This window comes from Thauera sp. DNT-1 (genome assembly GCF_055393985.1).
Map to the genome: position 1 here is coordinate 594,376 of NZ_AP043752.1, position 23,619 is coordinate 617,994.

Genomic DNA, 23,619 nt, shown 5'->3' on the forward strand with positions numbered 1-23,619 from the left:
CCAGCATCAGGACCAGGCGATGCGGTGACCGCGCTCTGTAGCCTTGTGGCGTTCATCATCGTCGCCATGGAGGTATAGGCTCGTGGTTGTGATTGACTCGTGGCCTAAGTTATCGCGGACGAACCGCAAGTCGACCTCGGCGCCTGCCATGTTCGAACCGGCCGTGTGACGTAGCCAGTGCGCCGAAGCCGCACGCAGTGCATTTGCCCGCGACACAAACTCATCGCCACGCTCCTCAACTCGCTTCGCTGCACGCTCAAAGACTTCTTTCACGACTAGATGCACGGCCCCGCGCGTCAGAGTCCGACGCTGTCCGCCGATTGGGAGGAGGAGGGGGGTCGGCTCGCCTGGAACTGGATAGGGCGCCAACGCGTACTCCCGGCGGTAGCGCACCAACTCCATCATCAGTTCGTTCGTGGCAGGGACGATCCTCGTCTTCTCACCTTTGCCCGTTACTTCAAGCCACCAAAGGTCGTCCCCGTTTCGGTCACGCCGGGAAAAGAAGCACCCCATGGTATTGGTAGTGACCTCCGTGATCCGAAGGCCGCACAGGTACAGCAAACTGAAGAGCCAGCGCACGCGGAAGTAATGCTCGCGCTCGCGATCCGTCTCGTTTGGCATCGATTCGATCGATGCCTTGACTTCCACCCAGGTAGGCTCATCGAGGAATCGGGTGATTCGGGGCTTCGACCGCCGCTGGCGCTGTCGAGAGAGGGATAGCGGATTGCCAGCAAGGTACCCAGCATTCACAAGCCAGGCGAACATCGTGTTCAGGATGACAATCGCTTGTCGCTGACTGCTGGCAGACAGCGGCCCAGAGAACGGTCTCCAGCCAGGATCATTTCGCGGCCATTTGCGGCCTTTGGCCATGACCCAGCGTGCAACGGGCTGTGGGTCTGAGAGAAACCGCCTGTACAACAACAGATCCTCGTGACTGAGGCTGGAAAGGGGCTTACCCAACTCCGTGACCGTCCAGAGGAGGAGGCGCTCAGCCTCCTTGCGGTAGCTGTCGAACGTCGTTCGGGTGTCGACAAAGCGGGCGAGCCACGCTCTGACGGCATCGACGTCGTTCTGCGCTGAAATCTGCGGCCGACCGCCAACGGCGCGGTTATTACCGACACTTCCGTTGAGTTCGCTTGGCAAGTTGACCAGTTCCAACGGGCCGAACGCGTTTCGGGGCATCAAATTCACGAGGGTCACATCCAGAACGGCGGATTCCGCACGTTACTACACATTATAAGAATAATGTCTAAAGTTAATGATAATACGGGCAGAACTGACCGGTTTCCGGACTGGTCCGTCTGTTTTAGTTGATTCCACCGCCAAGGCAGCTACCATCCTGACATTGGTCAAAGATCCGAGCCAAAAAATGAGCCGTAGCTCCGTTGTTACATACGAGCATGTCCGTCAGGCCTGCTACGAGATCCTCGCCAAAGGGGAACGACCAACCCGTCCAGCCGTCCAGGAGCTGCTTTCCACTGACCGGTATGTTAGCCAGAAAGGCAGCAACGCCGTCGTCCAGAACCACATTCAAGAGTTCTGGAGTGCCATGGCAAACACGCTGCAGGTGCCCGTGCGGGCGGTGGACGGGATCCCCGAGGCCTTCGTAACGATCATCGATCGCGCACTTGGCGATATGGTGCAGGTTGCTAAGAGACTTGCTGAGGAGGGCCTCAGGGAGCGAGAGGCCCATCTGGACAAGCGATCCAGAGAAATGGAGGCAACCGTTCAGGAGGCGAACGAGCGTGCCCTCGAATCCGATCAGCTCCGCCTACGCATGGAGAGTGAGGTCGCGGCCTTGAAAATGAGGATCGGAGACCTGGAGGCCAACCTTGCGGAGTGTCAGAGGAAGCTGGCGGAAGAGTCGCATAGGGTCCTTGAGCACCAGCGCACGATCGACGAAAAGGATGCCGAGCTCGTGCGCCAGTTCTCCTCGCTGGACGCGGCGAGACTTGCCATCGAGCAAACTAATGAACATCACCGCCTGGAGACCCATCGGCTGTTGCAGCAACTGGACAACGAACGTCAAGCTGCCAGCAAGGAACGGAGGCAACAGAACGAAGAGGTAGAGCGCGCACGCAAGGACGCTGCCACGGCGCGAGAGGAGTTCATAGCGCTGCGTGAGGACTGCGCTCGACTCAAGGGAGAGAGCGTCAAGGCATGTGAGAGGCTGACAGAGGCAACAGCCTCAATGGAGACCCTGCGAAGCAGCCTCGAGAAAGCTGAGGCCCAACTCTCCATATCGGAGCGTGACCTTGCTGCGGTGAGAGTGCGGCACGAGATGGCTGATCAACTCCGGCAAGAGGCAACGGTCAGGCTTAACGTCCAGGCTGAGGAAATCGGACAACTGCGGCAAGAAATTGCAAATCTTAGGAGGAGACGCGTCAAGAGCCGTGCATCAGAAGAGAGCTCTCTTAGGAGTAAGGAAGAGACAGATGCGAAACGGGCAAATAGTGACTAGCCATTCGCGTCAGCCCCTTGTAGCTCTCCACGACGGTGGTTACAAAATTACAAAAATACTGGTAACAACTTTAGTTAAATGAACGCCAACGACAAGCCGTCCTGACCGGGCAGGTTGATGTCGAGGAGCACGAGGTCGACCTCTCCCTGGGCGAGCTGTCGCCAGAAGGACTCGCCGTCGCCGGCCAGCAGCACGCGGTAGCCTTCCTTTGAAAAGTAGGCATTCATGCGCGCCTGCGCGACGAGATCGTCGTCGACGACCAAGAGGGTGACGTGGGATTCGAGGGGCGCTTGCATGGGATCGCGAGGGACGCGAGGGGTGGGAGGCAGGAAGGAGCGAGGAGGACAGGCGGGATTCTAAGGCTGGAAGGCGAATTCTTCGCACCGAGATGCCATGTCGGATATTTGTTTACATAACACATATTCTCGCTGTTTTAGTTGCACCTACTGCAGGGGGACTTCCTGGCCGCGAGCGCGCTTGCGGGAACGCTGCAGCACGCGCGTGCAATGCCAGATTGAAAACCCTGGTGCGGGGAAAGAGACTCGAACTCTACCTAAAAAACATCTAAGTTATTGTTTTGCAGAGTTTTTCTGCTTGCGAAAACTGCGGAACCGAGGGCGTTGTGTAGCAAAATCCTCGACAGAATCTTGTAGCAGCCGGAGCGTGGCGTCAACGAGACCCAGCACCTCGTGATCAGGGATGTCTAGGCTCCCCTAACGTGCAAGGGGTCCTGGGGGGCTTCCCTGCGCCCGACGTTCCCGCGTACAGCGCCAAGCTGCTCGAACCATAGATCGTTGCAACAGCCAGACCCTGTTGGCATACTGACAGCCCCGCCACTCAATGAGCGTCTAACCATGCCATCAGAATTTCGCCTTAAGGTGACAAGCGTCGATCCCGCCGGAAGTGGTGAAGCAGCCGGACTTCGCGCTGGTGACATCCTCGAGGAGTTCAATGGGGTCAAGCTGGTCTCGAGTGAAGCGCTGAATATGGCGATCGCGAAGAACACCGGCGGCGCAGTCCTGACGCTGCATCGCAATAGTGAGCGCGTAGAGTTGGCAATGCCGGCCGGACGAATGGGCATCATAGTTTCGCGAGTTGAGTTCGATCCTGAAGTGTATTTCGCCCAGGAGGAAGTGAACCAGCGAATACGGGACATGATCGTCTGCACGACACCCTCGATCGAGGGCTATCGAATCACCCGGACAATCGATGTCGTGACGGCCGAATGCGTCTTCGGCCTGAACATCTTCAAAGACTTCTTCATGGGACTGACCGATTTCTTTGGCGGTCGCAGCGAGACGGCTCAATCTGCGTTGCGGGATGCTCGGCGCAGCTGCCTCAATGAACTGAAGCGGGAGGCGGCATCACTCGGCGGGAACGCGGTCGTCGGGGTTGATTTGGACTACAGCGAATTCTCCGGCAAGGGCTCGTCGATGCTCTTCCTCGTGGCGTCAGGAACAGCGGTCACAATCGAGAAGGTCTAGTCCACGCAAGGCGCCGTTCGGCAACCTGCTCAGCTTGCTTAAACTGGGTCGTGAGTGAAGGCATTCCCATTAGCCGGCACCTTCCATCGCACTCCTGTACTATCAGCACATCATCAACACAGGAGCATACCGATGAGCTGGGACGATGGCGATGGCAAGGTTTGCGCGATGATCCGTGACCGCAGGACGGCGGCGCAGGCAGAGGGAAGTGACTTCGAGTCGTTCCAACGGTTCGTTGCTTCGCTCCGGGACTTTGAGCGAGTGGGACTTCTGGAAGGGTTGACTGTGCATTCAGAGAACCACACAGGGCACCGTTACGCTGCTGCGGCAAGGTGGAAGATCCATCCGTCGGCACTGGCCGATTCCATATCGACATCCCAGCGGCGCTGGTTGCTGTTACGGTTCTTCGAGGCACGGTTCAATGAGAATGACTGCCAACTCTACTTTCCACTGCCAGATGAGTTTGCTGGAGTAGCGGGAGCCGCGGGTCGGCTCGCCCAAGCATGCGAATGGCTTCAAAGGCAAGGCTTCATCCGCTGGCAAGTGATGGCTGGCCCGGAGCGAGGCTGCGGTCAAATTCTCGATAAAGGGCATGAAGCCCTTGATCATGGACTCGAGATGCTCACGGAGAGAACGCCAATGCAGAACATCGACCAGAGCATCAACGTCGGCACTCTGAACGCTGGATCGGGCGACCTTGCCATCGGCCCCGGCGCGGTGATCAACAAGCAGGTGCTGGCCGAGGAACTCGGAAAGCTGATCCGCGCGGTTGAGGATGGTCCGGGCGAGGAAAGTGAAAAGAAGAGCGCGACTTCAATGCTGAAGAGTGCCCTTGCGCACCCCCTGATCGTCTCGATCGTGGGAGCGCTCACTGGTGCCGCCATATCCTAACGCGGGTTAGACTTCGAAGACTTCCTCGAAGGACGTGCTCACGCTGCGGGTGGTAGGGCTGGTAGGGGTGCTGCTCCATTCGCGGCACACCCACCTGCCCCCTTCCCCATGCGGCGGCACCCAGTCGAACGCTTCCAGCCCCTCACGCGCAGCCAGGAACGCTTCGATAGCATCAGCCGTCGCACTCGGCCTGTTCTCAAAGGTCAGCGACCACACCCGTCGCACGTGCTGCGTGCCGATCTGAATCCGTCGCTCAGCATCGCTGCCGAACTGATCAGGCGGGATGACAAGCACTTCCGGCTTGATCGCCAGAGCGCTGCCATACGTCGGAATCCAAGCAAAAACGGCCATCGCTTACTCCATCACTTCCAGGGTCGCGGTCACGCGCCAAACGTGCTCGTTGGCAACCGTCGCGGCCTCATAGGGTTGTTTGAACCGGGATTTGCGCAGCGCTTCGCCATCGCCCATCACGACGGGCATCAGGAACCACCCTGCCCCGTCATAGATCGCTTCCCGGTAGAACGTCTGGAATGCTTCAAGCTCGGCACGCGTGAGGGTCCAGACGACCGACACATCAGTCGGAACGGAGATGTAGCGGCGTCGCGTTCTGGCGGGGCCGGACTCCATTTCAGTTCGCAGGACGTTGTTCACGGGCGTCAGGCTGTACTGGCGCATTGAAGGCTTCGGCAGCCCGACAGGAAACACAGGCGTGGTCATCGGAAGGCCCCCGCAGCACGGTTCAGGCCATACACGTTTTCCATCGTCGTGCCGATCTGGCTGCGACCCCGCGCGAGGTTGGAAGCCATCTTGCCCTCGATCTGCTCGACCACGATGTCCAGCGTCAAGTTGCCCTGTGCGTCCGTGCCTTGTTGCACACGCGCTTGGGTGCCGGGTGCCTCATGGACATTGACGACGACATTGCTGCCGCCGCTGCCGTTCATCGTAACGCCCAGCTTTCCGTCGCTGCCACGTTTTAGGGGCAGGATCGCTTCCGGCCCAGCCTCGCCCATCAATCCGTTCTTGAAGCCACCACCAGATGCGAACTTGAAGAAGGTCGGCGAATTGACGACGCCACCGGATGCGAAGGGCTGCAATCCACCATCGAACACGCCACCCTTGGCGAAGCCGAAAAGCCCCATCGTCGCCTGCACTGCCTGAAGCATCTGCGCCTGCACGATCATGCGCAGGATGTCGGCAATGAACGCCTCGGCCATCTTGCCGGCGTCAGTCTCGACGCCCATAGCGAAGTCGGTGAAGGCATCAGCCATGTTGCGGGCTGCATCGTTCATCACCGTCTCGAGGCTGAGAACGCTTTCTTGCATCTTCTCCAACGGGGCGGTGTTACCCAGGGCTGCAGTCACGGCTTCGTTGTACTGCTCGACGCTGATCTTGCCCTTCTCGAACGCTTCGGCCAGGAACTGCATCGTGGCTCGTTGCGCCTCAAGTTGGGCAGTAGGCGTCGCAGCCAGGAGCGCATTCAGCTTTTCCTGCTCAGCTGCTGCCTTCTCGGCTTCGCTGGCAAGTCGAGATTGCGCGACGATCCCCTCTTGCATGGCGGGCGACATCTTTGCCCATTCTGGGGAGGCTATGACCGACAGCAGTTCCGACTGCGCAGCGGTGAGCTCGAAGGCCCCGGTGATCGCCTTGCCCTGAATCTCGAATAGTGTCGCGATCGTCTTCAGGTACGCACCTTCCGGGTCAAGCTGCGCGACGGGCTTGCTCTTGGGCGTCTTGGGGGGAGTCGGCAGCAGCGGGGCAGTCACTGTCACAGCAGGCAGCGGGGTCGCGTTCGCGCTCTGCTGCATCAGCCGCCAGTATTCGAGTTCTTTTCGCTTCTGCGCGATCAGCTTTTCCGGGACGAGGTTGCCGAACAGGGACTTCTCGTGCCACTTACCTTTCTCCAGCGTTTCGAGTTCGGCGTTCAGGCGCGCGATCTGCTCGGCCGGTGACTTCGTCGGGTTCGACAGCCCGATGCCAACCAGGGCCTCAAGGAAGGAGAGCCCTGCGCGGCGGGCGTTCAGAAACTCCGTCGCCAGAGCGTTGATGGTCGGGATCACAACGTTGCCCACGCTGGCCGCCAGTCCCTGCGCCAGCGTCTGCATTCGCGTGAGGTTGTCGTTCAGCTCGACGGACGCCTTGGCGAGATCCTCGCCCATGATGCCGCCAAGGGCTTCCGCCTCTTTGCGCATCGCTTCCAGGCCGGCACGCCCATTGTTCAGCGTGGGGATCAGGCGGATGCCGGATTCTTCCATCAGCTTGTTGGCGATGGCCGACTTCCCTGCCCCATCTTCCATCTTGCTGAAGGCGTCGGCGATGTCGAGCAGGACGGTGTCTACACTGCGCAGCTTGCCGGTGCTGTCGGTGACACGGATGCCCAGCGCGTCGAACGCCTCGGCAGCCTCCCCGCCCTTGCTGGCAGCTTCGAACATCTTGTTCGACAGCCCCTTGAGGGCCTCACCCATGTCGTCGAACGTCGCGTCGTTCAGCCCTGCCGCATAGTTCAGCGCAGATAGACTCTCGATCGCCACGCCGGTACGTTGCGAGAGCTTCGAGAGTTGGTCGGCAAGGTCGGCCGCCTGCTTGACGCTGCCAATGACGTTGAGCGCACCCCAAGCAGCGGTGATGCCGGCAGCCATGCGCGTGAAGGCAAGTTCGATCGCCCTCGCCCGTTCGCGGGCTTGACGCTCCATCTCGCGGGTTTTCTTGTCGGCCGTGCGGGCGGCCTTGTCCATGCCGGACTCGAAGCCGCCCGTCTTGGCGATCAGGTCCAACGTAAGGACGCCGAGGCTTCGACTCATTGCCCGACACCCGCAAGAATGTTCATCACACTGCCCATATCGGCCACCATTTCGTCGTGTTGCGCTCGCATTCCCGGCAGGAAGTCGCCCACTTCAGCTTCCCCACCGGACAGCCGGTTGATCTGCGTGGCGATCGTGGCCAGAAGCCTGTCCTGGTGCCGCAAGCCGCCGCATCGCTTGGCGTAGGCGAACCACTGCTGTGCCTCGTGGTAGCTCATGTTCGCCTTCGCCTCTGCAATCGTTTTCCCGCCGACACCGCACAGCACGAGTTCATGCCATACGATGTCGGCGTCAATCAGTTTCCCGGCTGGACGCCGTTGACCGAGTTGAAGGCTTCGATCAGCTTCGACGCCAGCGACACATCGAGGCGATATGCGTCGTCGTAACTGATCGGCTCTTTATCCTCGCCCAGCAGGACCGCAGCGGCGATCATCCGCGCCGAGCGCGAACGATCATCGGCGGCAAAGAGCCCTTCCACGTCGCCGAAGGACAGCCGCTTGACCCACACATCGAACTTGTAGTCCTTCCACTCGACCGGCACCTTCACCGGCTCAGCGGGGATGAAGGCACCGACGTTCTTCAGTTCAGCCAGGTTCATGATCAAGCCTTCGCCGAGATTGCCGGCATGCCCGAGACCTGCACCGAGACCTGCGAGGTCACGACGCTGTTCAGGCTGAAATCGAAGGTCACGTCGGAGACGTAGCCCTCGAACGACAGGAACGACCGGGTGGTCGGCAGGGTGAAGGCGCCACCGGCAGCAGTCGGGGCAGCGGTGCCATCCGACCAGCCCAGCGCCCACTTGAGTTGGGTGCCGGCGACGTAGGCCGCGTGCAGATCCTTGTGGGCGGTGTTCGACGGGTCGAACTGGATGGTGAATTGGGCGCTGCCCGGCGACATCAGGCCGGGGGCGAAGGTCTTGGCGTTGTCGGACAGCGTGGTCGTTTCGATGCTGTCGCGCTGCGCGGAGATACCGCTGATGCTGACGGCGTCCACAGCCACGACGGTCGTGGCGTCCTTGATCCAGTACAGCTTGGTGCCTTGGGTGAGTTTGGCCATGCTCGATTACCTCAGATGGATAGATTGAAAACGTGCGGTGTAGCGGAACAGGCCGGACTCTTCGTCCTTGCCCGTGTTGAAGAAAACGATGTAGCCGCTGCCCTCGATCGCCTCGCGGATGGCATCCGCCAGGGTCTTGATCTCGGCGGCGCTCTTGGCCCATGCGTCGATCTGGTAGGTGATCTGGTCCGCCGCAGCAGGACCGGACAGCTTGTTGAAGGGCGTCCCGTTGATGACCTGGAACGTGGCATACGGGGCGGTCTGGAGCTGCGGCGCGCTGCCGAACTCGAAGAACCGCACCGGGTTGGTGCCCAGCACCGCAGTGCAGGCGGGGCTTTGCTTGATTAGTTGGAAGAGCGTGCTCATGCCTTGTCCAGCTCCCTGCGCAGTTCCTCGGCGATGCGATCGATGACCGCCTCAGCGTTGTTCTCGAGCGCTGGCTGCATGAAGGGCTTGGCGGCGATGTGCTGCGTGCCGAACTCGACCATCCGCCAGTAGTACGGGGTGTCAGGGTTCTTCTTCGCACCGCCGCGCACGCCGACACGAACGGCAAGCACGCCACGGCGGAAGCTCGTTTGCAGAGCGATGTGGGTCTTCGTCTTGATGTTGTCGGCGTCGGTACTGGTGTCTTCCGGCGCGTTCGCCTTCACCTCGTCGCGGACGATCGTCATGCCCTTGCGGGCAGCGGTGCGCAGTGCCTTCTTGGCGATCTTGGCTTCGATGTCGCGCAGGCGGTCGGTCAGTGCCGCAAACTCTTGGACGTTCAGCTTCAGCATCACGCCACCACGCTGCAGGGGATGGTCAGCCAATCCCGCCCCGTCGTCGGGTCAGGGAGGAAGCCATGCGGGTTGTAGGTGGTGCCCGTCGCGGTATCGACGAGGCGCATGTCGGGCGTCAGCCCCGAGCGGAAGCGGATGACGATGCGGGCGCTGATCTGGCTCTGCGTGCTCTGCGCTGCGATGAACTCGCGCGCGCTCAGTGGCTCGATCGAGGCGAACACAGTGCCGATGACTTGCACCGCCTCAGTGAGTGCGCCCGTCTCCGGGTCTTGCGTAACGATCGGCTTCTCGATCCGGATGCGATGACGCAGGCGACCAGCGTTCAGCTTCATGCGAACGCCTGCATTCGTTGGCGTTCAAGCAGGCTGCGCACAGCCGGACTCAGCAAATCGGCGCTGCTCGACTCACGATTGAGCCAGAGTTCGCCCAGGACAAGCATCGTGGCGGCCTCTTCAACGTCGCCGTTCGATTGGCTGTTGTTGCCGATGTAGTCGGAGACGATGGCGCGGGCGAGCATGAGCTTCTGCTCGATCTCGGGGTCGTGCTCGGTGCCGTCGATGCGCAGGTGATAGCGGGCTTGGTCGAGCGTCGTCATGCCATCACCTCTTCCGCGCTGTCAGGGGTCTCGGACAGCGGACGGTCCTGCATCTGCCGATAGACCTCGTCACCGCCCTTCACCGGGGCCAAGCCCTCGCGTGCTCGGACCTCGTTGATCGTGATCCAGCCCGCGTTGATCGCGCTGCTGTGCGCGGCGTAGCGGCTGGCGGTGTCCATGCGCAGCAAGGCGGACTCGTCGAACTCGGTGCGCATCGTCGCCGGCAGGTCGAGGCCGTCGTCCAGGCACAGCTCGATCGCTTCAACGAGGTGTTGAACCGCGTCCGAGTAGTAGGACAGGCTCATCTGCTCGTTGCTGGTGTAGGGAGCAGCAGGGCCGGCGCCGATCTTCCATGCCGGGACGTTGAAGGCGCGGCACACATCCTGCGCGGTGAACTGCAGTTGCTCGATCAGTTGGGCATCGACCGCACTGACGCTCATCGCCTCGTAGTGCAGGCCGTCGCCAAGGACTGCGGTCTTGCCGAAGTTCGAGCCGCTGAACTTGGACTCCCAGTCCGCTTTCAGGCGCTCGGCAGTCTCTTTGCTGATCGCACCAGGCGCAGTCAACACGCCACCCGGCTGCGAGCCGTTCTCGAAGAACCGCGAGCTGTTGCGCTGGATACTGACGCCCTGTAGTGCAGCGAGGCCAGCCGCGGTCAGCGGCGACACCCCGACCAGCGGGTGATACGGCGTGATGCCTCGATCGTGGATGATCTCGCGGGACGGTGCAGTCGCGCCCTCTTCGGCGATCCCGGCGAGCGTGCTTTGGCGGAGCTGGTAGAACACGCTGCCGTCGTCAGCCACGAGGACCGTGACAGCACGCGGATCGAGGATATGCAGTGCCACCACCTTGCCGGCGGCGTCACGCTCCTTGAGGGCGTAGGCGTTGCCATGCAGCAGCTTCGACAGCGCCCAGGCAGCGAAGAACTGCGCCCGGTTCTGGTAGCGGTTGGGCTTGCGGAACAGCTTGGCAAGCTCGTGGTTGATCTCGCTCCAGACGCCCTTCTTCTTGGCGCTGATTCGGATCGGCAGCTTGCCGATGTCGTTGCTGATGAGGGATGCACAGGCGAAGACGGCGCTGTGTGCGAGAGCCGTTTCGACCTCGATCTTCTCGTCGCGCTGCCACGCACCCGGCGAGGATTCGCGGACGATCGGAAACCAGCCGCCCGAGTTCGTCGGAACCGGGGTCGCCGACTTGTTGCGCTTGAGGAAATCGAAGAATCGCATGTGCATCCCTTGGGTCATTGCCCCACCCTTTCGGCCGGGGCTTGGTCATCACGCGTACTTGGCAGCCGACACGCGATACACAGCAGTCGGACGGCGACGGTTCCAGGTGATGCCGCGAATGGCCTTGATTGCCATCGCGCCGGTCTGCCACAAGCTGACAAGCTGTGCCGGAGTCGGGGTCTTGCTGTCATGGACCGGGGCGGTATCCATCTCGAGCGAGGCTTCACGCGACGCATCGATGGCAAGGCCACCTTCAGCAAGCAGGATTTCGTTCTGCACGGCCAGGATCAGGTCGTAGCCAGCCACCGGGGTGCCAGGCACGTTGGTGCTCAGCACGACGGGTAGGCCCTCGAAGGTGCCGCCAGTCACGAAATCGACGCCAGGGAATTCGCGCAGGCCGGTGGTTGCATTCACCATCATGGACAGCGACAGCGCGGTGCTCGGGTGCATGATCCACACGCCAGAGGCGATCGGCTGGTTCGCAGCGACGAACGCACCGTAAGCGGCTTTCACATCAGCGCGCACGTGGGCAGCAGTCACGCCCGAAGCAGCGGCAGTCGTCGCAGCGTTGGCGATCGAGGCGGGCTTGACGCCAGCAATACCGGCGTTGGATTGATCGATGAAGGCGACATCAACGGCTTGCACGACAGCGTTCAGCAGATCGTCACGGACGAGGATCTCGGCGGCCGGCTCGGAGCGGCGCAGCAGCTCTTCGGTGAACACGGCGATGGCGCCCAGCTTGTGCGAGCCGACTTCCAGGTCGCCGAATGCGGCGTTGGTGATCGGGGCAGCCTTGCCCTCGCCGATCCAGCTCGCAGAGGTGCCGCTGGTTGCACGCGGGATGCGGATGTTCTGCGGGACATTGCGCACGCCCGACAGCTTGCCGACGATGGTCGCCGGACGGAGCATGTCGACGAACTCGCCCGTCATCAGTTGGTTCTCGACCAGCACGGCGAGGCCGGCGTCGGTGGTCGAGCCGGCAGCGACCGCAGCCTTCAGGACGGTCTCGACGCGGTTGCCGTAGCCGGCAGCCTTGGCGATCTCGACGGCCTGCATGGGGTTGCCCTTCGCGAGCGCGAGCGACTTGGTGTAGCGGACGAAGTCCGTGCCCTTCGGCGCGTTGTCTTCGACGCTGATGTTCGAGCCTTGAACGGGCTTCGCAGCCTTGGCTTGGCGGGCTTCGGCAGCCTTCAGGCGATCGAGGTGCTGATCGATCGCAGCGATCTCGGCCTCAGCGGCCTGGTACTTGGCGTCTTCGTCTTGCGACAGGGTGGCGCCTTTGGTGATCAGCGCGTCCATACCGGCCAGGACTTCGGCTCGCTTGGCTTGGAACTGCTGGATTTGCTCGGAGATGGTCATTGCGGGTGATACCTCATTGGTGATTGATTTGACGACTTGGATGGCGGCTTCGGTATTCGCCGGGATGGTCACGGCTGAAAGCTCCAGCCACTGCCACTTGTTGAACTTGAAGCCGGTCTCGATGGGTTCGGCTTCAAGTGCGCGGAATCCGACCGAGAAGCCACTAACCAGGCCGGACTTGATGAGTTGCCACACTTCGCTAATGCGGGCGGTCGCGTCTTTAGCGACTTTGGCCACGATCTCGACGCCTGCTTTCGTTGCAGTCGCTTCGATGACGTGGCCAATCGGTTGATTCGGGTCGTGGTTGAAAAGCAGAGGCAGCGGCAGCTCGAAAACTGCGCCTTCAGGGATCACGATGTCGCCATCACGATCCGTCTTGGGGGTCGTAGCGATACCGCGAATGATTCCCTGCTCAGGGTCGAAAGACTTGACCGTGATGGTCGAAGAGGCTTTGAGAATGCTTTTGTCCATAGGCGCTATTCTCGCGCCTATTGAATTGGCATTCCATAACCGAATTGTCCTGTATTGTCCTGTTTTGTCCGATTGAAGAATCTACAGGATCATCAGTTGGTATTCGGGTTCGCGCTCTTCCTCGATCATGAAATTGGCGGCACCAAAGGCCATTGCGAGGGCGACTATGCCGTCAATCCGGGAGGTCGCTTTGGACTTGTCGAGCTTGCGATTACCGGCGGGGTCTTTGGTGACGACTGCGCCGGCTGCGCACATTGTCAAGACCGGGTGCATGCCATGTGCGACCCGCTGATTCAGGAACTCGGCTTCGACGGTGTCCAGTGCAGGCGACATATCTTTGAAGCCCTGCCCGTGCGGGATCAGGGGCAGATTCAAGCTCAGCGCCTCAAGCTCTTTCTTGAAGATGTCGATGCGCCAGCGGTCGAAGGCAATCGCCTTGACGTTCAATCCGTCTGTCAATTCAGCGATGTCGCGGGCGACCTGTTCGTAATCGACTGTTGCGCCCGGAGTCGTGCGCAGAAAGCCCTGATCCCGCCACACGTCATAGGGTTGGCGATCGCGTCGGGCGCGGTCCATCAGCCCCTGCGCTGGCGTCCAGAAGTACGAGGCGACATGCCAGATACCGGACGCGTCCTTGGCGATCAGAATAAGGCTCGTCAAGTCGGTACGTGCGGACAGGTCGAGTCCGCCAAAGACTTCAAGCCCGTCGAGATAGCCGGATGGAGCGCCACAGCTCTTCCATGTGTTCAGCGACATGAACGGGCTAACGACGCTCACGCGCTGATTCAGCGTCAGGTTCCGGAACGTGGATTCAACAGACGGCATCCGCATCGCCTCGGCGGCTTGCTGCTCGACATCCTTCAGCGAGCGGAAAGCGCCTAGACCGGGATTAGCGGCCTTCCATGCCTTGCGGTCATCTAGTTCGCAATCGGCAGGCGCTGCATAGACGTGGCTGATAACGTGCGGGTCGCCGGACTTCTCTGCATCGTCCAGCCAGATCGAGAACAGGTCGGTATCGTTGGCGGCTTGCGTGCTGATGGCGATCAATAGCGGCTCTTGGTGCGCGCCCTGTGCCGTCGTGATCGCATTGACGAATTCAGACGTGGGGCCGCGCACCTGCCCTACTTCATCCAGGATCGCCAGAACAGGGGAGAGGCCGTGTGCCGTCTTGCCCTCGGCGGCGAGTGCGCGATAAACCACATTGCGCTTGAGGCCGTGCAGTTCCTTCCGGGAGTCAATGATGCGGACCTTACTTTCGAGCAGCGGATTCAGGCGGATCATCTTGGCGCACAAGCTGAACACAATCGCCGCCTGCTCGCGTGACATTGCGCCACTGACAATCTGGCTGTTCTGCTTCGCCTCGGGGCCGATCAGGTGCGCAATCACCAGACACGCAATCAAGGCAGTTTTGCCGTTCTCCTGAATCCGTGTTCTCTACAGCGCATACCCGCTCCGCGAGCCCCAGCGCATGATTCTTCTGCTGCCTGACTCCCAATCTCAGCTCACCGCAGCCCCGAGCGCCGTCCTTTCATGGCCCGGAGCGCCGGCGAGCCGGGCTTCCGGCGGGTGCGCTATGTCATTTCCCTTCTCCCGCGCGGCCGTCGCCCTTCCGCCGCAGCGAAATGGCCTCGATTCGGAGAATTCGGCCGCCGGATTTGCATCACGGCGAAGCCACCGCGCACAGTCGCGCCTGCACCGTGGTGAACACCTTCACATGCGCGGCCACGCCGCGCCCGAAGTCCAGCACCAGGCGCCGGGCGTGTTCGACGAACTTCGCCGCGCGGTACATCACCTCCTGCAGCACCGTCTTGATGCGCCGGCGCTTGGCCGGGTGGCGGATCGGCGAGAGCTCGCCGGCCAGCCCGAGCTGGCCGATCAGGCGCAGGCAGTTGTAGGCGAATGCGGCCAGATGCACGACCGCGTCGTTGGTGTCGAACTTACCCGAGGGCAGGCGCTCGAGGTCCAGGTCGGTCTTGATCTCGGAGTGGAACTGCTCGTGCGTGCCGTGGTGCTTGTAGAGCTCGATCACCTCGGCCATCGCCCCATCGAGGCTGGTCCACCAGCCTTCGATCTCGATCTCGGGCGCCAGCAGGTGCTGGCCCTTCTTGTCGATGGTGCGCTCGGTCACCCGCACCACCAGGCGCAGCGTGCGCTTGGCCTTCTTCCAGGCACGATCGATCTTCAGGTCCAGCAGCCCCACCCGCTTGCCCACGCGCGCTTCTTCGAACGCACCGGCGGCCTCGGCCCGATCCACCCAGGCGGTCTTGTCCTGGCGGCGCGGGTTCCACTTGGTGAGGTAATCGAACGAACGCCCGAGTTCGGCCCAGCGATCGCGCTCGTCGGCCAGCGCGAACAGCAGCCGCGCGCTATCGAAGCCGCTATCGGCGCGCCACAGCAGCTTCGCATCGGCGGCGCACACCCGGCGCAGGCGCGGGAGCGCGCGCTCGAAGAAATACTCCGTCTCCAGCGCCGAGTGGTGCGAACCCGCGCGCAGTTCCAGGCCGAGGTTCCAGCCCTCGTTGCCCAGGTACAGCGCGATCGGCGTGTAGCCGTCGACACCCTGGTAGGTGCGGCTGACCGCTTCCTTCTTGGTGTCGGAGTTGTCCATCACGAAGGTGTCCAGGTCGGCGCAGACGTAGCCCTTGTGCGCCGTGATCGGCGCCTCGGTGCGCTCGAGCAGGCGCAGGCTCAGCTCGTCGGTCAGCTCGCGCAGCTCGGCCGCGCGGGCATCGAGCCGTTGGCGCATCCACACGCTGCCGGGCACCTTGGCGAGCCCGAGCGCTTCCTTGAAGAAGCGGTCGCCGCGAAACGGCTCGATCGCCTCGAAGTCGCTCTTGCCCAGGCTCAGCAGCCCGACCACCGACTTGACCAGATCCGAGCTCAGCATGCCCTGCGACACTGGCAGCCTCGGGTCGATCACCGCCTGAACCTGTGCCGCCTGGCAGCACTGCCCGATCAGCGCCAGGCCCGAGTACGAGGTCAGGTTGAGCTTGGCGGATTGCTTGACTTCGAAGCGCGGCATGGTCGGTTGGGTGAATGAGTCGGATGCGTAATTGTACAATTACATCAATGCGTTAGGCTGGATTTCCGGCTAAACGAACACGGATTCAGGGTTCTTTCTGGCGATGCTGAGATACGCTTTCCGGGTGCCCTTGCGATTGCCATAGACAGCACGGATGAACTTACGCTGAAACGGGGCCAGCTTGATACGTTGGCCTACGCGGGCGCCTTCTGGCACCAGACAATATTTCTCGATGAACTCAACGACACGCGCCGCACGCGTCGGACCACTACGCGAACAAGTCGTCTTCATCGTCCAGGCTGAAGGCGATCATGCGGGCCTGCTCGTTCTTGCCGGCAAGGTGATGACTCGGCCCATTGACTGCTGCGCTGTTAATCTGCAAGTGTCGCTTCGTCGCCTGAATGTCGCGCTCAAGCTCACGGACTTGTGAGAGTGCCGGGTGATCAACAAGGCGCCCTTTCGAGTCTCTGATGATCGATGATTGATCCTTGAGGATCGCCCACAGCACATCGACCTTGGCGAGCATTTCGCAAAGACGGCCAGCAGTGTCCAGATCGGTAGGCGTCCAGAGTTCGCGACGCTTGGCGCCGATAATCCGGGGCCAATGTTTTTCTGCGCCAGCGCTGAGCGAGTACAGCGGCATCAGGGGCGGAAGCGTTGCGGCCTCGGCTACGGATTTAGCGAACTCGACACTATCAGCGCGTGGCCCTCTTCGTTTGACGGATGGTTTAGTCATTATGGATTTTGGCTTTTTTTTACGAAACGGAAAAATGAACACTTCGAGGGCGTTCGTTTCCGGCTGCTCGTTGGCAACATTTGCCTACCCCGCCCCTACTCGCCTTAACTCTCGGCTCGTTCATCGTCATGTTTGACGTAGGGCCGGAATGCGTGGAGCGGGCACAGGACGACCGTGCATGCTTTGATCTCTTCACGCACGAATCCAGTGCAGGACAGGCAGAAGGCTTTGATCACACGACGCGGGCTCGCTTTGCCTTCAAAGGCATCACGGACGGCGCCTTGATACAGCGGCGGTGCGGATTGAATGAACTGCTCTTGGCGTTCGGTTAGCCGTTCCATTGCGCTGCCTGTGCTTCGATGAATGCAACGTGTGCTGCTTCGGGTGTCTCGTGCTCTTCCGGCAGAATGTGGGTGCCGTTCCGAGTTTTGATCTTGACTCTGTATCGCCAGCCCCAAGCAATGACACCTTCAGGGAGTTGTTCAGGTTCGCGATTAGAGTTCATGGCGTTGATTCCGATAACGCGAGTTTGCTGCTGCGCTCTCGCTCAAGGTTTCGCTTTGCGCGGTGTTCGGCGACCTCAACTTGATAGCGGCGTTCTCGCTCAGCGTTCAACCTTGAGCGCATGACGTTGATGGCCTCGACAGCTTTCTCGACGGTCGGAAATGTGCCGACTCGTCGGCTTCCGCCGCCTGGATTGATCAGAAATGCCTTGAAACTCACGATCTCGGCACTGTGGTAACCCTTCCAGACCGGGCTAATGCCCAGAGGCAGATTCAGTGCGTTGGTTATGCGCTCGCGCTCGGCCTTAAGTTCCTGCTTGCGTGCTTCAGCCGCGAGAGCTGCGGCGGCCGCTCGCTCACGGCCGTGATGCCCTTCGAGGTATCTATTCCAAGCCGCATTGGGTTCAGTCTCGATCCGCTTACGATCACGGATAAGGGCGGTAAGCTGATCGATGATCGGGATCGGAATCATTGTTTCTTGGTAAATCGCAGCTCAAGCAAACGGACAAGCTCAGCGCCCATGTGACCAGCAATGCCGGAGATCACGCCTGCCAGATAGACGGGTACATCGGCATGAAGACAGGCGAGCGCTGCTAGTAGGCCGGCAAAACCTGCTGTGAGGATGTGCGCACCAGCAGCGAAGGTTGAATAGCGCTCGCCGGAGAGGATGCGGCGGGAGTAGGAAACGACGCCACCCCAGATTGCGGCGATCATTGCGAGGGCTGCGACGTAATGATCCGTGATCAGACGTTCAGGCATTTAATCGTCAAGTTCCGGTTCTTCGGCTACGGCAGGACGCTGATTCACGAACAGCATGGACATCCGGAGCATGTGCCGCCCTGCATGACGAAGAACTGCGAGGCGGACGTTATCGCTAAAGCCCTCTTCGATCAGCTCGGCGTTCAGCAATTCGAGCTCATGCGCGAGGATTGCATGACGAGGGTTCGGGACGTACTCGGTTTCGATAGTCATTTGGCCTGATTCCAGTGATGATTCTTTGCGAAGGGAATGCCGAAGGCGTCGCCACCCACTTCGATGCCGGATTTCTCGATACGCTGCTTGGTGCCGTCATGGCATGTTTTGCAAACGCTTTGAAGGTTTTCTGGGTCGAAAAACAGCGATTCATCACCGCGATGAGGCTGAATGTGATCGCAGACGGTGGCAGGAACTTGACGACCGGAGCGGGCGCAAAAGACGCAAAAGGGCTCACGCCTCAACTGCTCAAGGCGAAGTCTTTTCCAGGCTGCATGGTCGTAAAACTTAATCCGGTGTTCCATGACGTAATGATACCGCCCGTAATGTCGATTGGATTCAATGCCGGACAATTCAGGACAATTCAGGACAATACGGGCAAAAAAATAGGCGCCCGAAGGCGCCATTCTGATTTTCAACAAAGGAACAGGTTGATTCTAAACCAGATCGCCGATCAACTTCAATTCACTGACCTGCCTGTCAATGTCGCGAATTGCCTGATCGTGGCGTTCGATCTCGATTTGACGACGGGCAGCGAGGATGCGCTGGCTTAGCTCGATTGTTGCCTTGATCGAATCACGTCGGACGGTGGCATCGCGGGTGTCTCGAAGGAGCTGGTAAAGCGACATCAGGTTGCCGATCAGGTGCTCGACGTACTCGGGGGACGGAGCGGCTTCAGACTTGGGCTCGCGTGCCTTTAGGATTTCATCGATGCCGGGCTGGCCGGGTTTGCGGATCGCGTCGAGGTCGAGGTGATCGCCGTCCTTGCCGCCCCAGCCACATACGATGCTCGGGCGCTTCATGCCGGCACCGCCTTGTTCTGGGCGTCGAGCCATTCGCGAACGACGATCCAGGGCCAAGCGTTGCGACCACCGAGCTTGATCGGCTTCGGAAATTTTCCGGCACAAATCCATTCATACAAGGCCGAGCGCGAGACGCCGAGAGCGGCGCAGACTTGCTTGCCTCGTGCGAGCGCAGGGATTTGGGAAACGTCAGACATTTGAAAACCTCAGTCAGTAGTGATTTATCAATGCCTGAAGTTTACGCGACTGAATACCACGTTTCAATATACATTCGAACCAATGCGAACGAATGTTCAAATATATTTTTGGAATCTTTTTTTCAATGCGGGGGATGTTAATTATTCAATCGAAGATGCTGAATTGACAGGTGCTGCATTCGCGACTGTCCCTTGTCCTGGCACCGGGGGCTTTCGCTTATCCGACCGAGAAGACGCGTTTAAACGCTCTCAGAGCGGTTTAAATCGCTCGGGGTATATCGGATATGTCCGAGAGCATTGTGGGGCGCTTGTAGAGCTTCTAGTGAAGTCGGAGAGCTATCCGGAGCGTAACGAGAAGCAGCGGAAACGGACAGCGGAACGCGGAACGCGCAGCGGGGAAACCGGTAACCCTACCCTGTTGCGCCAGAGCTTCGTCGGCCTATCACGCGGCACAGCTCTCATCCCTGAGCGAGCGCGTCAGCGCGAGGCGAGGACAAGCCTGTTCCGGGTTGGAAGTCAAAACCCCCTAGCCGGAGATAGCTAGGTTTTCGAACCTCCGGAAAGAGAAGTGCGGCCGAAGGCCGCAGCAAGGCGCGAAGCGCCGCGCAGGCGCGCGAAGCGCGCAAACCCTAGCCGGAGCAGATGAGGGGAAAACCATAGCTGTCATCATTAAATAACCCCCTTTTTTTCAAACCTTAAATAAACCTTCGTACGCTTGCGCGCGAGGCGCCGCAGGCGCTGAGCCGGAGCACTCCAGGCTGGTGATGTTGTTGTTCTCCGGAACAGGGGTTTTGGCTTGCGAGAACGTCAGCGAGGCGCGTAGCGCTGAGCCGGGGTTCTCGTTGTTTTTTATCAGGACTACCAGGACTAGGAGGACTCGCGTAACGATTTTTCGCACTTGCCCAGTAACAGCGCGGGCTCTAGCTCGATCAGCTGCACACGCAGCTGCACACCGAGCTGCACACCGAGCTGCACACAGGCATCGAGTAGGGGACGGGGTCACCCCCGTCGCCCTCTCACACCACCGTACGTGCGGTTCCGCATACGGCGGTTCATGAAAGACACTGGAGTCGTCGCGTCGTATCGAGCAGCGACACCAGCCCCAAACGATCAAAGAAGACTTTCGGGAAGGCCGCGTTCATGTGGCTAGCGCCACTGTTCCACCACGGCCCGCGTTGGTTGAACGCGGAGCGAAACGCCCGCTCCTCCTTCAGCCCCGCCTTCATCAGGTTTCTGGCGCGAGTATAAGGGCGCTTCCACTGCCGCCACAGGATGCAGCGCAGCTTGCGCCGGAGCCAACCGTCGATCTCTTCCAGCGCCCGCTTGGTCTCGGTCAGCTTGAAGTACGCTGCCCAACCCCGTAGCACCGGATTCAGTTCTTCGATCGTGCGCCGCACACTACGCCCCCTCGCACCTTTGAGCACCTCGCGAATCTTGTCCTCCAGCCGTTTCAGGCTAGTCGGCGCAATCCGCAGCTTCGGGGCCTTGTGCCAAGTCAGGCTGTAGCCCAGAAACTTCCGCTCCCACGGTCGTGCGACCGCGCTCTTGGCCTCGTTGACCGTGAGCTTGAGCCGCTCGGACAGAAACTGGGTAATACCGCCCAGGACACGCTCGCCTGCCGCCTGACTTCTGACGTAGATGTTGCAGTCGTCCGCATAGCGACAGAACGCGTGGCCCCGGCGCTCCAGCTCCCGATCCAATTCTGTCAGCAGAATGTTCGACAGCAGCGGACTCAAGGGGCCGCCTTGCGGCGTACCCTGCGTCCGCGGGCTGACGACGCCCTCTGCCATCATCCCCGCTTCCAGATACCGTCGGATCAGCTTCAGTACCCGCCCGTCCCCGATCTTCTTCGCCAACTTCGCCATCAGAATGTCGTGATTGACCCGGTCGAAGAACTTCTCCAGATCCATATCCACCACGACGCGACGACCTTGAGCCACATACCGCTGCGCCGCCTTGACCGCCTGATGGGCAGATCGCCCCGGTCGGAAGCCGTAGCTCGACTCGGAGAACGCCACCTCGAAGATCGGTGAGAGCACCTGATGCAACGCTTGCTGGATCAGTCGATCCGTCAGCGTCGGTATGCCGAGCGTCCTCATCCCGCCTTGGGGCTTCGGAATATCCACCCGGCGCACCGCTTGCGGGATGTACGTCCCCGCCAGCAGCTTGGCCTTGATCGTCGGCCAGTGTTGCTGCAGATGAGCCTTGAACTCGGATACCCCGATGCCATCGACACCGGCTGCACCCTTGTTGCGGATCACCCGCTCGTACGCAAGCCACAGGTTGCCGCGCTCACACACGGCTTCCATCAGCCCGCTTGCCCGCTCCAACTCCGCTTTCGTCCGCTCAACGTCCGCCGACTCCACCTCGACACGCAGCCCAGCCCCCTCCGGATACCGTCCGGAATCCGCTGCCTGCGCCCCATCTGGCCGATGGGCTTCTGTCTTCCTCGGCTTCATCGAGAAACGTTCGCCTACTCGCGTTCTTCCATGTTCAGCCCTTCGCCCCATCCCGGCGGCTACTATGGCCTCTGCTGACTTCCTCACGCGCATCCCAACGCCTCACGACGTCAGTAGCACAACGGCACCCGTGAGGATCTCCCCGGGTATGACGCACCCACCTTCACGCTTATACCTGTCGGATATACGTCACAGCGTTCCGTGCAAGTTTCGGGCTTTGACAATATTGGCCGCCTCACCCCGCTGCAGCGCCTCCTATCCGCTTCCTGTTCGTCAGGCCAGCGCTTTGCCTTCGGCTTCCTCCAGATTCGCAGTTACCCGCGACACCCTTGCCGTTCAGCTAACTCTTCCCCTTGCCGGGCGAGTAGAGGACTTTCACCTCCAAGTGAGTGCGCCCTGCCGGGCGCACCAAGAAAAAGCCCTCTCGCGAGGGCTCGTGCCGCACTCCGGGATGGGCGTGATCAGAGACGGGCGTCGATAGCCCTCAGCTTCTTGGCAACATCGGAACGCGCCATCGGCGTGCCGGTCATCGCGCCCAGCAGCAGGCCAACTTCCTGGGGGCTGCGACGACCACATGCGAACCTGATCAGTTCATCGCACACCCACAGTTGCGCCCACAGGCCGGCATGCTTCAGATTCTTGGCATCGCCGGACTTGCGCATCGAGTTCTCCAGCTTTGCGCGGATGGCCGGCGCCTCGTTGATCACGCGTGCACGCTTGCGCTTAATCGCCTCGGTAGCGAGCTGGCAAAGACGAACTTGCAGGTTCGCCGGAATGAACAGCACCTTTTCGGCGAGATGTTCATCTGACCACCGGCTCGTTTTCGAGCTAACGATCGTGGCGAATTCGCGAACGAGGGCAATATCAAGCGTGTCGCCGGTCATCAGTTCGCGGAATCGACCATCGATCAGCGAAGTGTCGAGCGTCGGCCGGAATCCAATCCGGTGCAGGTAAATGAGGTCGATCGCGCGCCTTTCGGCGAGGACATTGCGATGCTCGTCGCGGGTGATCAGCTGCGGCATCCGCGCAATGTCGCCACGAAATGCGGGCGCAACATCCGGCATGAGACAGTCAGCGCTGATTGAAACTTTCGGCGTTTCGATTTCAACTGCGACAGGCGCTGTCACCTCGGCTACACGCGCTTGAATTCGCGCAAGCTCGGCGAAGAAGGCATCGTCGAAAAGCTCGTCAGCCAAATCTTTCGCGTGAGGGGTTTCAACTTCGGGGGCGAGGCTGGTATAATTAGACATGAATTGAGTTCCTTGTGACGGGAGTTCGATTTATTCTCACTGCAAGGTGAGTTGAAGCCATTTCGAGCCCGCCCTTACCCGGCGGGCTTCTTTTCGCCCGTCTCTTTCGCTCGGACAGGTCGGATTGGATCATAGCAGCTGGCTATGACTTAGTACATATAAGGTAATGATTATTTATAGGGGGCGCAGTGGTCACTGAAGCGCAACGGCAATACCTCAATGCCAGCGACGTCCTCGCCAAAGCCGGTGGCTTCTTGGATGCCTTTTCCCAAGGCTACGCCGAGGGTCTAGAAGCGCTTGAGCAGGGAAAAGTATTCCTCGATGAAGCTGCTCAGGCGCTTGGAATCTATATCGAGTTCCTTCGGAACGCAGAGACGGAGAAACAGAGAATAGCAACCTACGCCTTCGAGCTTCTCCAGGCAGCAGGCTATACCCCTGCTCAGATCGCAGCGGCGAAAGATGCCCTCACCCAAGACCCAACTCGTAAGCCCGAGAAGACGAAAGCCAGCCGGGCTCGCTGACCGCCCAAGGAAAACGCCCCACAGCGCTTCGTGGGG

At 60.5% G+C, this 23,619-nt stretch carries 30 protein-coding genes; 4 read left to right on the top strand and 26 right to left on the bottom strand.

Annotation, left to right across the window (positions count from 1 at the left end):
• Positions 1-6: 6 nt before the first annotated feature.
• Complete coding sequence (locus ACZ5PP_RS02815) at positions 7-1,182, bottom strand: tyrosine-type recombinase/integrase (protein ID WP_194270425.1); 1,176 nt, start codon at positions 1,180-1,182, stop codon at positions 7-9.
• Between the two features lie 187 nt (positions 1,183-1,369).
• On the opposite strand from ACZ5PP_RS02815, the gene ACZ5PP_RS02820 reads away from it, so the two are divergent.
• Complete coding sequence (locus tag ACZ5PP_RS02820; protein WP_157748507.1) at positions 1,370-2,461, top strand: DNA-binding protein; 1,092 nt, start codon at positions 1,370-1,372, stop codon at positions 2,459-2,461.
• A gap of 74 nt (positions 2,462-2,535) precedes the next feature.
• On the opposite strand, the gene ACZ5PP_RS02825 is transcribed toward ACZ5PP_RS02820, so the two are convergent.
• Positions 2,536-2,757, bottom strand: coding sequence for a response regulator (locus tag ACZ5PP_RS02825; protein WP_464826718.1), 222 nt, complete (start codon positions 2,755-2,757; stop codon positions 2,536-2,538).
• Positions 2,758-3,315: 558 nt separating this feature from the next.
• Here ACZ5PP_RS02825 and ACZ5PP_RS02830 point away from each other — a divergent pair.
• Both ACZ5PP_RS02830 and ACZ5PP_RS02835 read left to right on the top strand, forming a co-directional pair.
• Positions 3,316-3,945, top strand: a complete 630-nt coding sequence (locus tag ACZ5PP_RS02830; RefSeq protein ID WP_464826719.1) for a YbjQ family protein — start codon at positions 3,316-3,318, stop codon at positions 3,943-3,945.
• Between the two features lie 132 nt (positions 3,946-4,077).
• Positions 4,078-4,836: a hypothetical protein gene (locus ACZ5PP_RS02835; RefSeq protein ID WP_464826720.1), complete on the top strand. Its 759-nt coding sequence runs from the start codon at positions 4,078-4,080 to the stop codon at positions 4,834-4,836.
• 6 nt (positions 4,837-4,842) lie between these two features.
• On the opposite strand, the gene ACZ5PP_RS02840 is transcribed toward ACZ5PP_RS02835, so the two are convergent.
• The 24 genes from ACZ5PP_RS02840 to ACZ5PP_RS02955 all read right to left on the bottom strand — a co-directional run bounded on the left by ACZ5PP_RS02840 (position 4,843) and on the right by ACZ5PP_RS02955 (position 23,062).
• Positions 4,843-5,187: a phage tail protein gene (locus tag ACZ5PP_RS02840; protein WP_464826721.1), complete on the bottom strand. Its 345-nt coding sequence runs from the start codon at positions 5,185-5,187 to the stop codon at positions 4,843-4,845.
• Positions 5,188-5,190: 3 nt separating this feature from the next.
• Positions 5,191-5,553 (bottom strand): hypothetical protein, encoded by a 363-nt coding sequence (locus ACZ5PP_RS02845; protein WP_464826722.1) that lies wholly within the window; start codon positions 5,551-5,553, stop codon positions 5,191-5,193.
• Positions 5,550-7,607 (bottom strand): phage tail tape measure C-terminal domain-containing protein, encoded by a 2,058-nt coding sequence (locus tag ACZ5PP_RS02850; protein WP_464826723.1) that lies wholly within the window; start codon positions 7,605-7,607, stop codon positions 5,550-5,552. The genes ACZ5PP_RS02845 and ACZ5PP_RS02850 overlap by 4 nt, the downstream gene beginning before the upstream one ends.
• 23 nt (positions 7,608-7,630) lie before the next feature.
• A complete protein-coding gene (locus ACZ5PP_RS02855) occupies positions 7,631-7,852 on the bottom strand; it encodes a hypothetical protein (RefSeq protein WP_464826724.1) in 222 nt (73 codons plus the stop codon).
• Positions 7,853-7,929: 77 nt separating this feature from the next.
• Complete coding sequence (locus tag ACZ5PP_RS02860; RefSeq protein ID WP_464826725.1) at positions 7,930-8,232, bottom strand: phage tail assembly chaperone family protein, TAC; 303 nt, start codon at positions 8,230-8,232, stop codon at positions 7,930-7,932.
• Positions 8,233-8,234: 2 nt separating this feature from the next.
• A complete protein-coding gene (locus ACZ5PP_RS02865) occupies positions 8,235-8,690 on the bottom strand; it encodes a phage tail tube protein (protein WP_464826726.1) in 456 nt (151 codons plus the stop codon).
• A 6-nt stretch (positions 8,691-8,696) separates the two neighbouring features.
• Positions 8,697-9,056 carry a DUF3168 domain-containing protein gene (locus ACZ5PP_RS02870; protein ID WP_464826727.1) on the bottom strand — a complete coding sequence of 120 codons (360 nt, stop codon included), beginning with the start codon at positions 9,054-9,056 and terminating at the stop codon, positions 8,697-8,699.
• Positions 9,053-9,466: an HK97-gp10 family putative phage morphogenesis protein gene (locus tag ACZ5PP_RS02875; RefSeq protein WP_464827076.1), complete on the bottom strand. Its 414-nt coding sequence runs from the start codon at positions 9,464-9,466 to the stop codon at positions 9,053-9,055. The genes ACZ5PP_RS02870 and ACZ5PP_RS02875 overlap by 4 nt, the downstream gene beginning before the upstream one ends.
• Entirely contained in the window at positions 9,466-9,801 is a 336-nt protein-coding gene (locus ACZ5PP_RS02880; protein ID WP_464826728.1) for a phage head closure protein, read from the bottom strand. Before ACZ5PP_RS02880 ends, ACZ5PP_RS02875 begins: the two co-directional genes overlap by 1 nt.
• A complete protein-coding gene (locus tag ACZ5PP_RS02885; RefSeq protein WP_464826729.1) occupies positions 9,798-10,064 on the bottom strand; it encodes a head-tail connector protein in 267 nt (88 codons plus the stop codon). Before ACZ5PP_RS02885 ends, ACZ5PP_RS02880 begins: the two co-directional genes overlap by 4 nt.
• Positions 10,061-11,296, bottom strand: a complete 1,236-nt coding sequence (locus ACZ5PP_RS02890) for a phage portal protein (protein ID WP_464826730.1) — start codon at positions 11,294-11,296, stop codon at positions 10,061-10,063. Before ACZ5PP_RS02890 ends, ACZ5PP_RS02885 begins: the two co-directional genes overlap by 4 nt.
• Positions 11,297-11,338: 42 nt before the next feature.
• On the bottom strand, positions 11,339-13,120 hold the full coding sequence (locus ACZ5PP_RS02895; RefSeq protein WP_464826731.1) for a phage major capsid protein: 1,782 nt from the start codon (positions 13,118-13,120) through the stop codon (positions 11,339-11,341).
• An 81-nt stretch (positions 13,121-13,201) separates the two neighbouring features.
• A complete protein-coding gene (locus tag ACZ5PP_RS02900; protein WP_464826732.1) occupies positions 13,202-14,506 on the bottom strand; it encodes a terminase TerL endonuclease subunit in 1,305 nt (434 codons plus the stop codon).
• A gap of 274 nt (positions 14,507-14,780) precedes the next feature.
• A complete protein-coding gene (locus tag ACZ5PP_RS02905) occupies positions 14,781-16,142 on the bottom strand; it encodes an IS1380 family transposase (RefSeq protein WP_004300513.1) in 1,362 nt (453 codons plus the stop codon).
• A gap of 268 nt (positions 16,143-16,410) precedes the next feature.
• Positions 16,411-16,920: a P27 family phage terminase small subunit gene (locus ACZ5PP_RS02910; protein ID WP_464826733.1), complete on the bottom strand. Its 510-nt coding sequence runs from the start codon at positions 16,918-16,920 to the stop codon at positions 16,411-16,413.
• A 286-nt stretch (positions 16,921-17,206) separates the two neighbouring features.
• The gene (locus ACZ5PP_RS02915; protein WP_464826734.1) at positions 17,207-17,383 is read right to left on the bottom strand and encodes a hypothetical protein; all 177 of its coding nucleotides are present in this window, start codon (positions 17,381-17,383) and stop codon (positions 17,207-17,209) included.
• Positions 17,380-17,853: a hypothetical protein gene (locus ACZ5PP_RS02920; protein ID WP_464826735.1), complete on the bottom strand. Its 474-nt coding sequence runs from the start codon at positions 17,851-17,853 to the stop codon at positions 17,380-17,382. The genes ACZ5PP_RS02915 and ACZ5PP_RS02920 overlap by 4 nt, the downstream gene beginning before the upstream one ends.
• Positions 17,850-18,140, bottom strand: a complete 291-nt coding sequence (locus ACZ5PP_RS02925; protein WP_464826736.1) for a phage holin family protein — start codon at positions 18,138-18,140, stop codon at positions 17,850-17,852. The genes ACZ5PP_RS02920 and ACZ5PP_RS02925 overlap by 4 nt, the downstream gene beginning before the upstream one ends.
• Positions 18,141-18,353: a hypothetical protein gene (locus tag ACZ5PP_RS02930; protein ID WP_464826737.1), complete on the bottom strand. Its 213-nt coding sequence runs from the start codon at positions 18,351-18,353 to the stop codon at positions 18,141-18,143.
• Entirely contained in the window at positions 18,350-18,760 is a 411-nt protein-coding gene (locus ACZ5PP_RS02935; RefSeq protein WP_464826738.1) for an HNH endonuclease, read from the bottom strand. Before ACZ5PP_RS02935 ends, ACZ5PP_RS02930 begins: the two co-directional genes overlap by 4 nt.
• A gap of 30 nt (positions 18,761-18,790) precedes the next feature.
• Positions 18,791-19,156, bottom strand: coding sequence for a hypothetical protein (locus ACZ5PP_RS02940; protein ID WP_464826739.1), 366 nt, complete (start codon positions 19,154-19,156; stop codon positions 18,791-18,793).
• Complete coding sequence (locus ACZ5PP_RS02945; protein WP_464826740.1) at positions 19,153-19,353, bottom strand: helix-turn-helix transcriptional regulator; 201 nt, start codon at positions 19,351-19,353, stop codon at positions 19,153-19,155. Before ACZ5PP_RS02945 ends, ACZ5PP_RS02940 begins: the two co-directional genes overlap by 4 nt.
• A 1,052-nt stretch (positions 19,354-20,405) precedes the next feature.
• The gene (ltrA, locus tag ACZ5PP_RS02950) at positions 20,406-21,662 is read right to left on the bottom strand and encodes a group II intron reverse transcriptase/maturase (RefSeq protein WP_464826108.1); all 1,257 of its coding nucleotides are present in this window, start codon (positions 21,660-21,662) and stop codon (positions 20,406-20,408) included.
• A 611-nt stretch (positions 21,663-22,273) separates the two neighbouring features.
• Entirely contained in the window at positions 22,274-23,062 is a 789-nt protein-coding gene (locus ACZ5PP_RS02955) for a hypothetical protein (protein ID WP_464826741.1), read from the bottom strand.
• Positions 23,063-23,250: 188 nt separating this feature from the next.
• Between ACZ5PP_RS02955 and ACZ5PP_RS02960 the strand changes: the two genes are divergently transcribed.
• Positions 23,251-23,583, top strand: coding sequence for a hypothetical protein (locus tag ACZ5PP_RS02960; RefSeq protein ID WP_464826742.1), 333 nt, complete (start codon positions 23,251-23,253; stop codon positions 23,581-23,583).
• The last annotated feature ends 36 nt before the right edge of the window (positions 23,584-23,619 follow it).

Bases quoted from the DNA above. Each gene is read 5' to 3' on its own strand.
- ACZ5PP_RS02925 (WP_464826736.1), bottom strand. From the start codon at position 18,140: ATGCCTGAACGTCTGATCACGGATCATTACGTCGCAGCCCTCGCAATG.
- ACZ5PP_RS02935 (WP_464826738.1), bottom strand. From the start codon at position 18,760: ATGGCGCCTTCGGGCGCCTATTTTTTTGCCCGTATTGTCCTGAATTGT.
- ACZ5PP_RS02915 (WP_464826734.1), bottom strand. From the start codon at position 17,383: ATGAACTCTAATCGCGAACCTGAACAACTCCCTGAAGGTGTCATTGCT.
- ACZ5PP_RS02875 (WP_464827076.1), bottom strand. From the start codon at position 9,466: ATGCTGAAGCTGAACGTCCAAGAGTTTGCGGCACTGACCGACCGCCTG.
- ACZ5PP_RS02895 (WP_464826731.1), bottom strand. From the start codon at position 13,120: ATGGACAAAAGCATTCTCAAAGCCTCTTCGACCATCACGGTCAAGTCT.
- ACZ5PP_RS02835 (WP_464826720.1), top strand. From the start codon at position 4,078: ATGAGCTGGGACGATGGCGATGGCAAGGTTTGCGCGATGATCCGTGAC.
- ACZ5PP_RS02830 (WP_464826719.1), top strand. From the start codon at position 3,316: ATGCCATCAGAATTTCGCCTTAAGGTGACAAGCGTCGATCCCGCCGGA.
- ACZ5PP_RS02865 (WP_464826726.1), bottom strand. From the start codon at position 8,690: ATGGCCAAACTCACCCAAGGCACCAAGCTGTACTGGATCAAGGACGCC.
- ACZ5PP_RS02825 (WP_464826718.1), bottom strand. From the start codon at position 2,757: ATGCAAGCGCCCCTCGAATCCCACGTCACCCTCTTGGTCGTCGACGAC.
- ACZ5PP_RS02955 (WP_464826741.1), bottom strand. From the start codon at position 23,062: ATGTCTAATTATACCAGCCTCGCCCCCGAAGTTGAAACCCCTCACGCG.
- ACZ5PP_RS02940 (WP_464826739.1), bottom strand. From the start codon at position 19,156: ATGAAGCGCCCGAGCATCGTATGTGGCTGGGGCGGCAAGGACGGCGAT.
- ACZ5PP_RS02880 (WP_464826728.1), bottom strand. From the start codon at position 9,801: ATGAAGCTGAACGCTGGTCGCCTGCGTCATCGCATCCGGATCGAGAAG.
- ACZ5PP_RS02870 (WP_464826727.1), bottom strand. From the start codon at position 9,056: ATGAGCACGCTCTTCCAACTAATCAAGCAAAGCCCCGCCTGCACTGCG.
- ACZ5PP_RS02920 (WP_464826735.1), bottom strand. From the start codon at position 17,853: ATGATTCCGATCCCGATCATCGATCAGCTTACCGCCCTTATCCGTGAT.
- ACZ5PP_RS02815 (WP_194270425.1), bottom strand. From the start codon at position 1,182: ATGCCCCGAAACGCGTTCGGCCCGTTGGAACTGGTCAACTTGCCAAGC.
- ACZ5PP_RS02885 (WP_464826729.1), bottom strand. From the start codon at position 10,064: ATGACGACGCTCGACCAAGCCCGCTATCACCTGCGCATCGACGGCACC.
- ACZ5PP_RS02845 (WP_464826722.1), bottom strand. From the start codon at position 5,553: ATGACCACGCCTGTGTTTCCTGTCGGGCTGCCGAAGCCTTCAATGCGC.
- ACZ5PP_RS02840 (WP_464826721.1), bottom strand. From the start codon at position 5,187: ATGGCCGTTTTTGCTTGGATTCCGACGTATGGCAGCGCTCTGGCGATC.
- ltrA (WP_464826108.1), bottom strand. From the start codon at position 21,662: ATGGAAGCCGTGTGTGAGCGCGGCAACCTGTGGCTTGCGTACGAGCGG.
- ACZ5PP_RS02820 (WP_157748507.1), top strand. From the start codon at position 1,370: ATGAGCCGTAGCTCCGTTGTTACATACGAGCATGTCCGTCAGGCCTGC.
- ACZ5PP_RS02855 (WP_464826724.1), bottom strand. From the start codon at position 7,852: ATGAGCTACCACGAGGCACAGCAGTGGTTCGCCTACGCCAAGCGATGC.
- ACZ5PP_RS02905 (WP_004300513.1), bottom strand. From the start codon at position 16,142: ATGCCGCGCTTCGAAGTCAAGCAATCCGCCAAGCTCAACCTGACCTCG.
- ACZ5PP_RS02930 (WP_464826737.1), bottom strand. From the start codon at position 18,353: ATGACTATCGAAACCGAGTACGTCCCGAACCCTCGTCATGCAATCCTC.
- ACZ5PP_RS02890 (WP_464826730.1), bottom strand. From the start codon at position 11,296: ATGCACATGCGATTCTTCGATTTCCTCAAGCGCAACAAGTCGGCGACC.
- ACZ5PP_RS02860 (WP_464826725.1), bottom strand. From the start codon at position 8,232: ATGAACCTGGCTGAACTGAAGAACGTCGGTGCCTTCATCCCCGCTGAG.
- ACZ5PP_RS02945 (WP_464826740.1), bottom strand. From the start codon at position 19,353: ATGTCTGACGTTTCCCAAATCCCTGCGCTCGCACGAGGCAAGCAAGTC.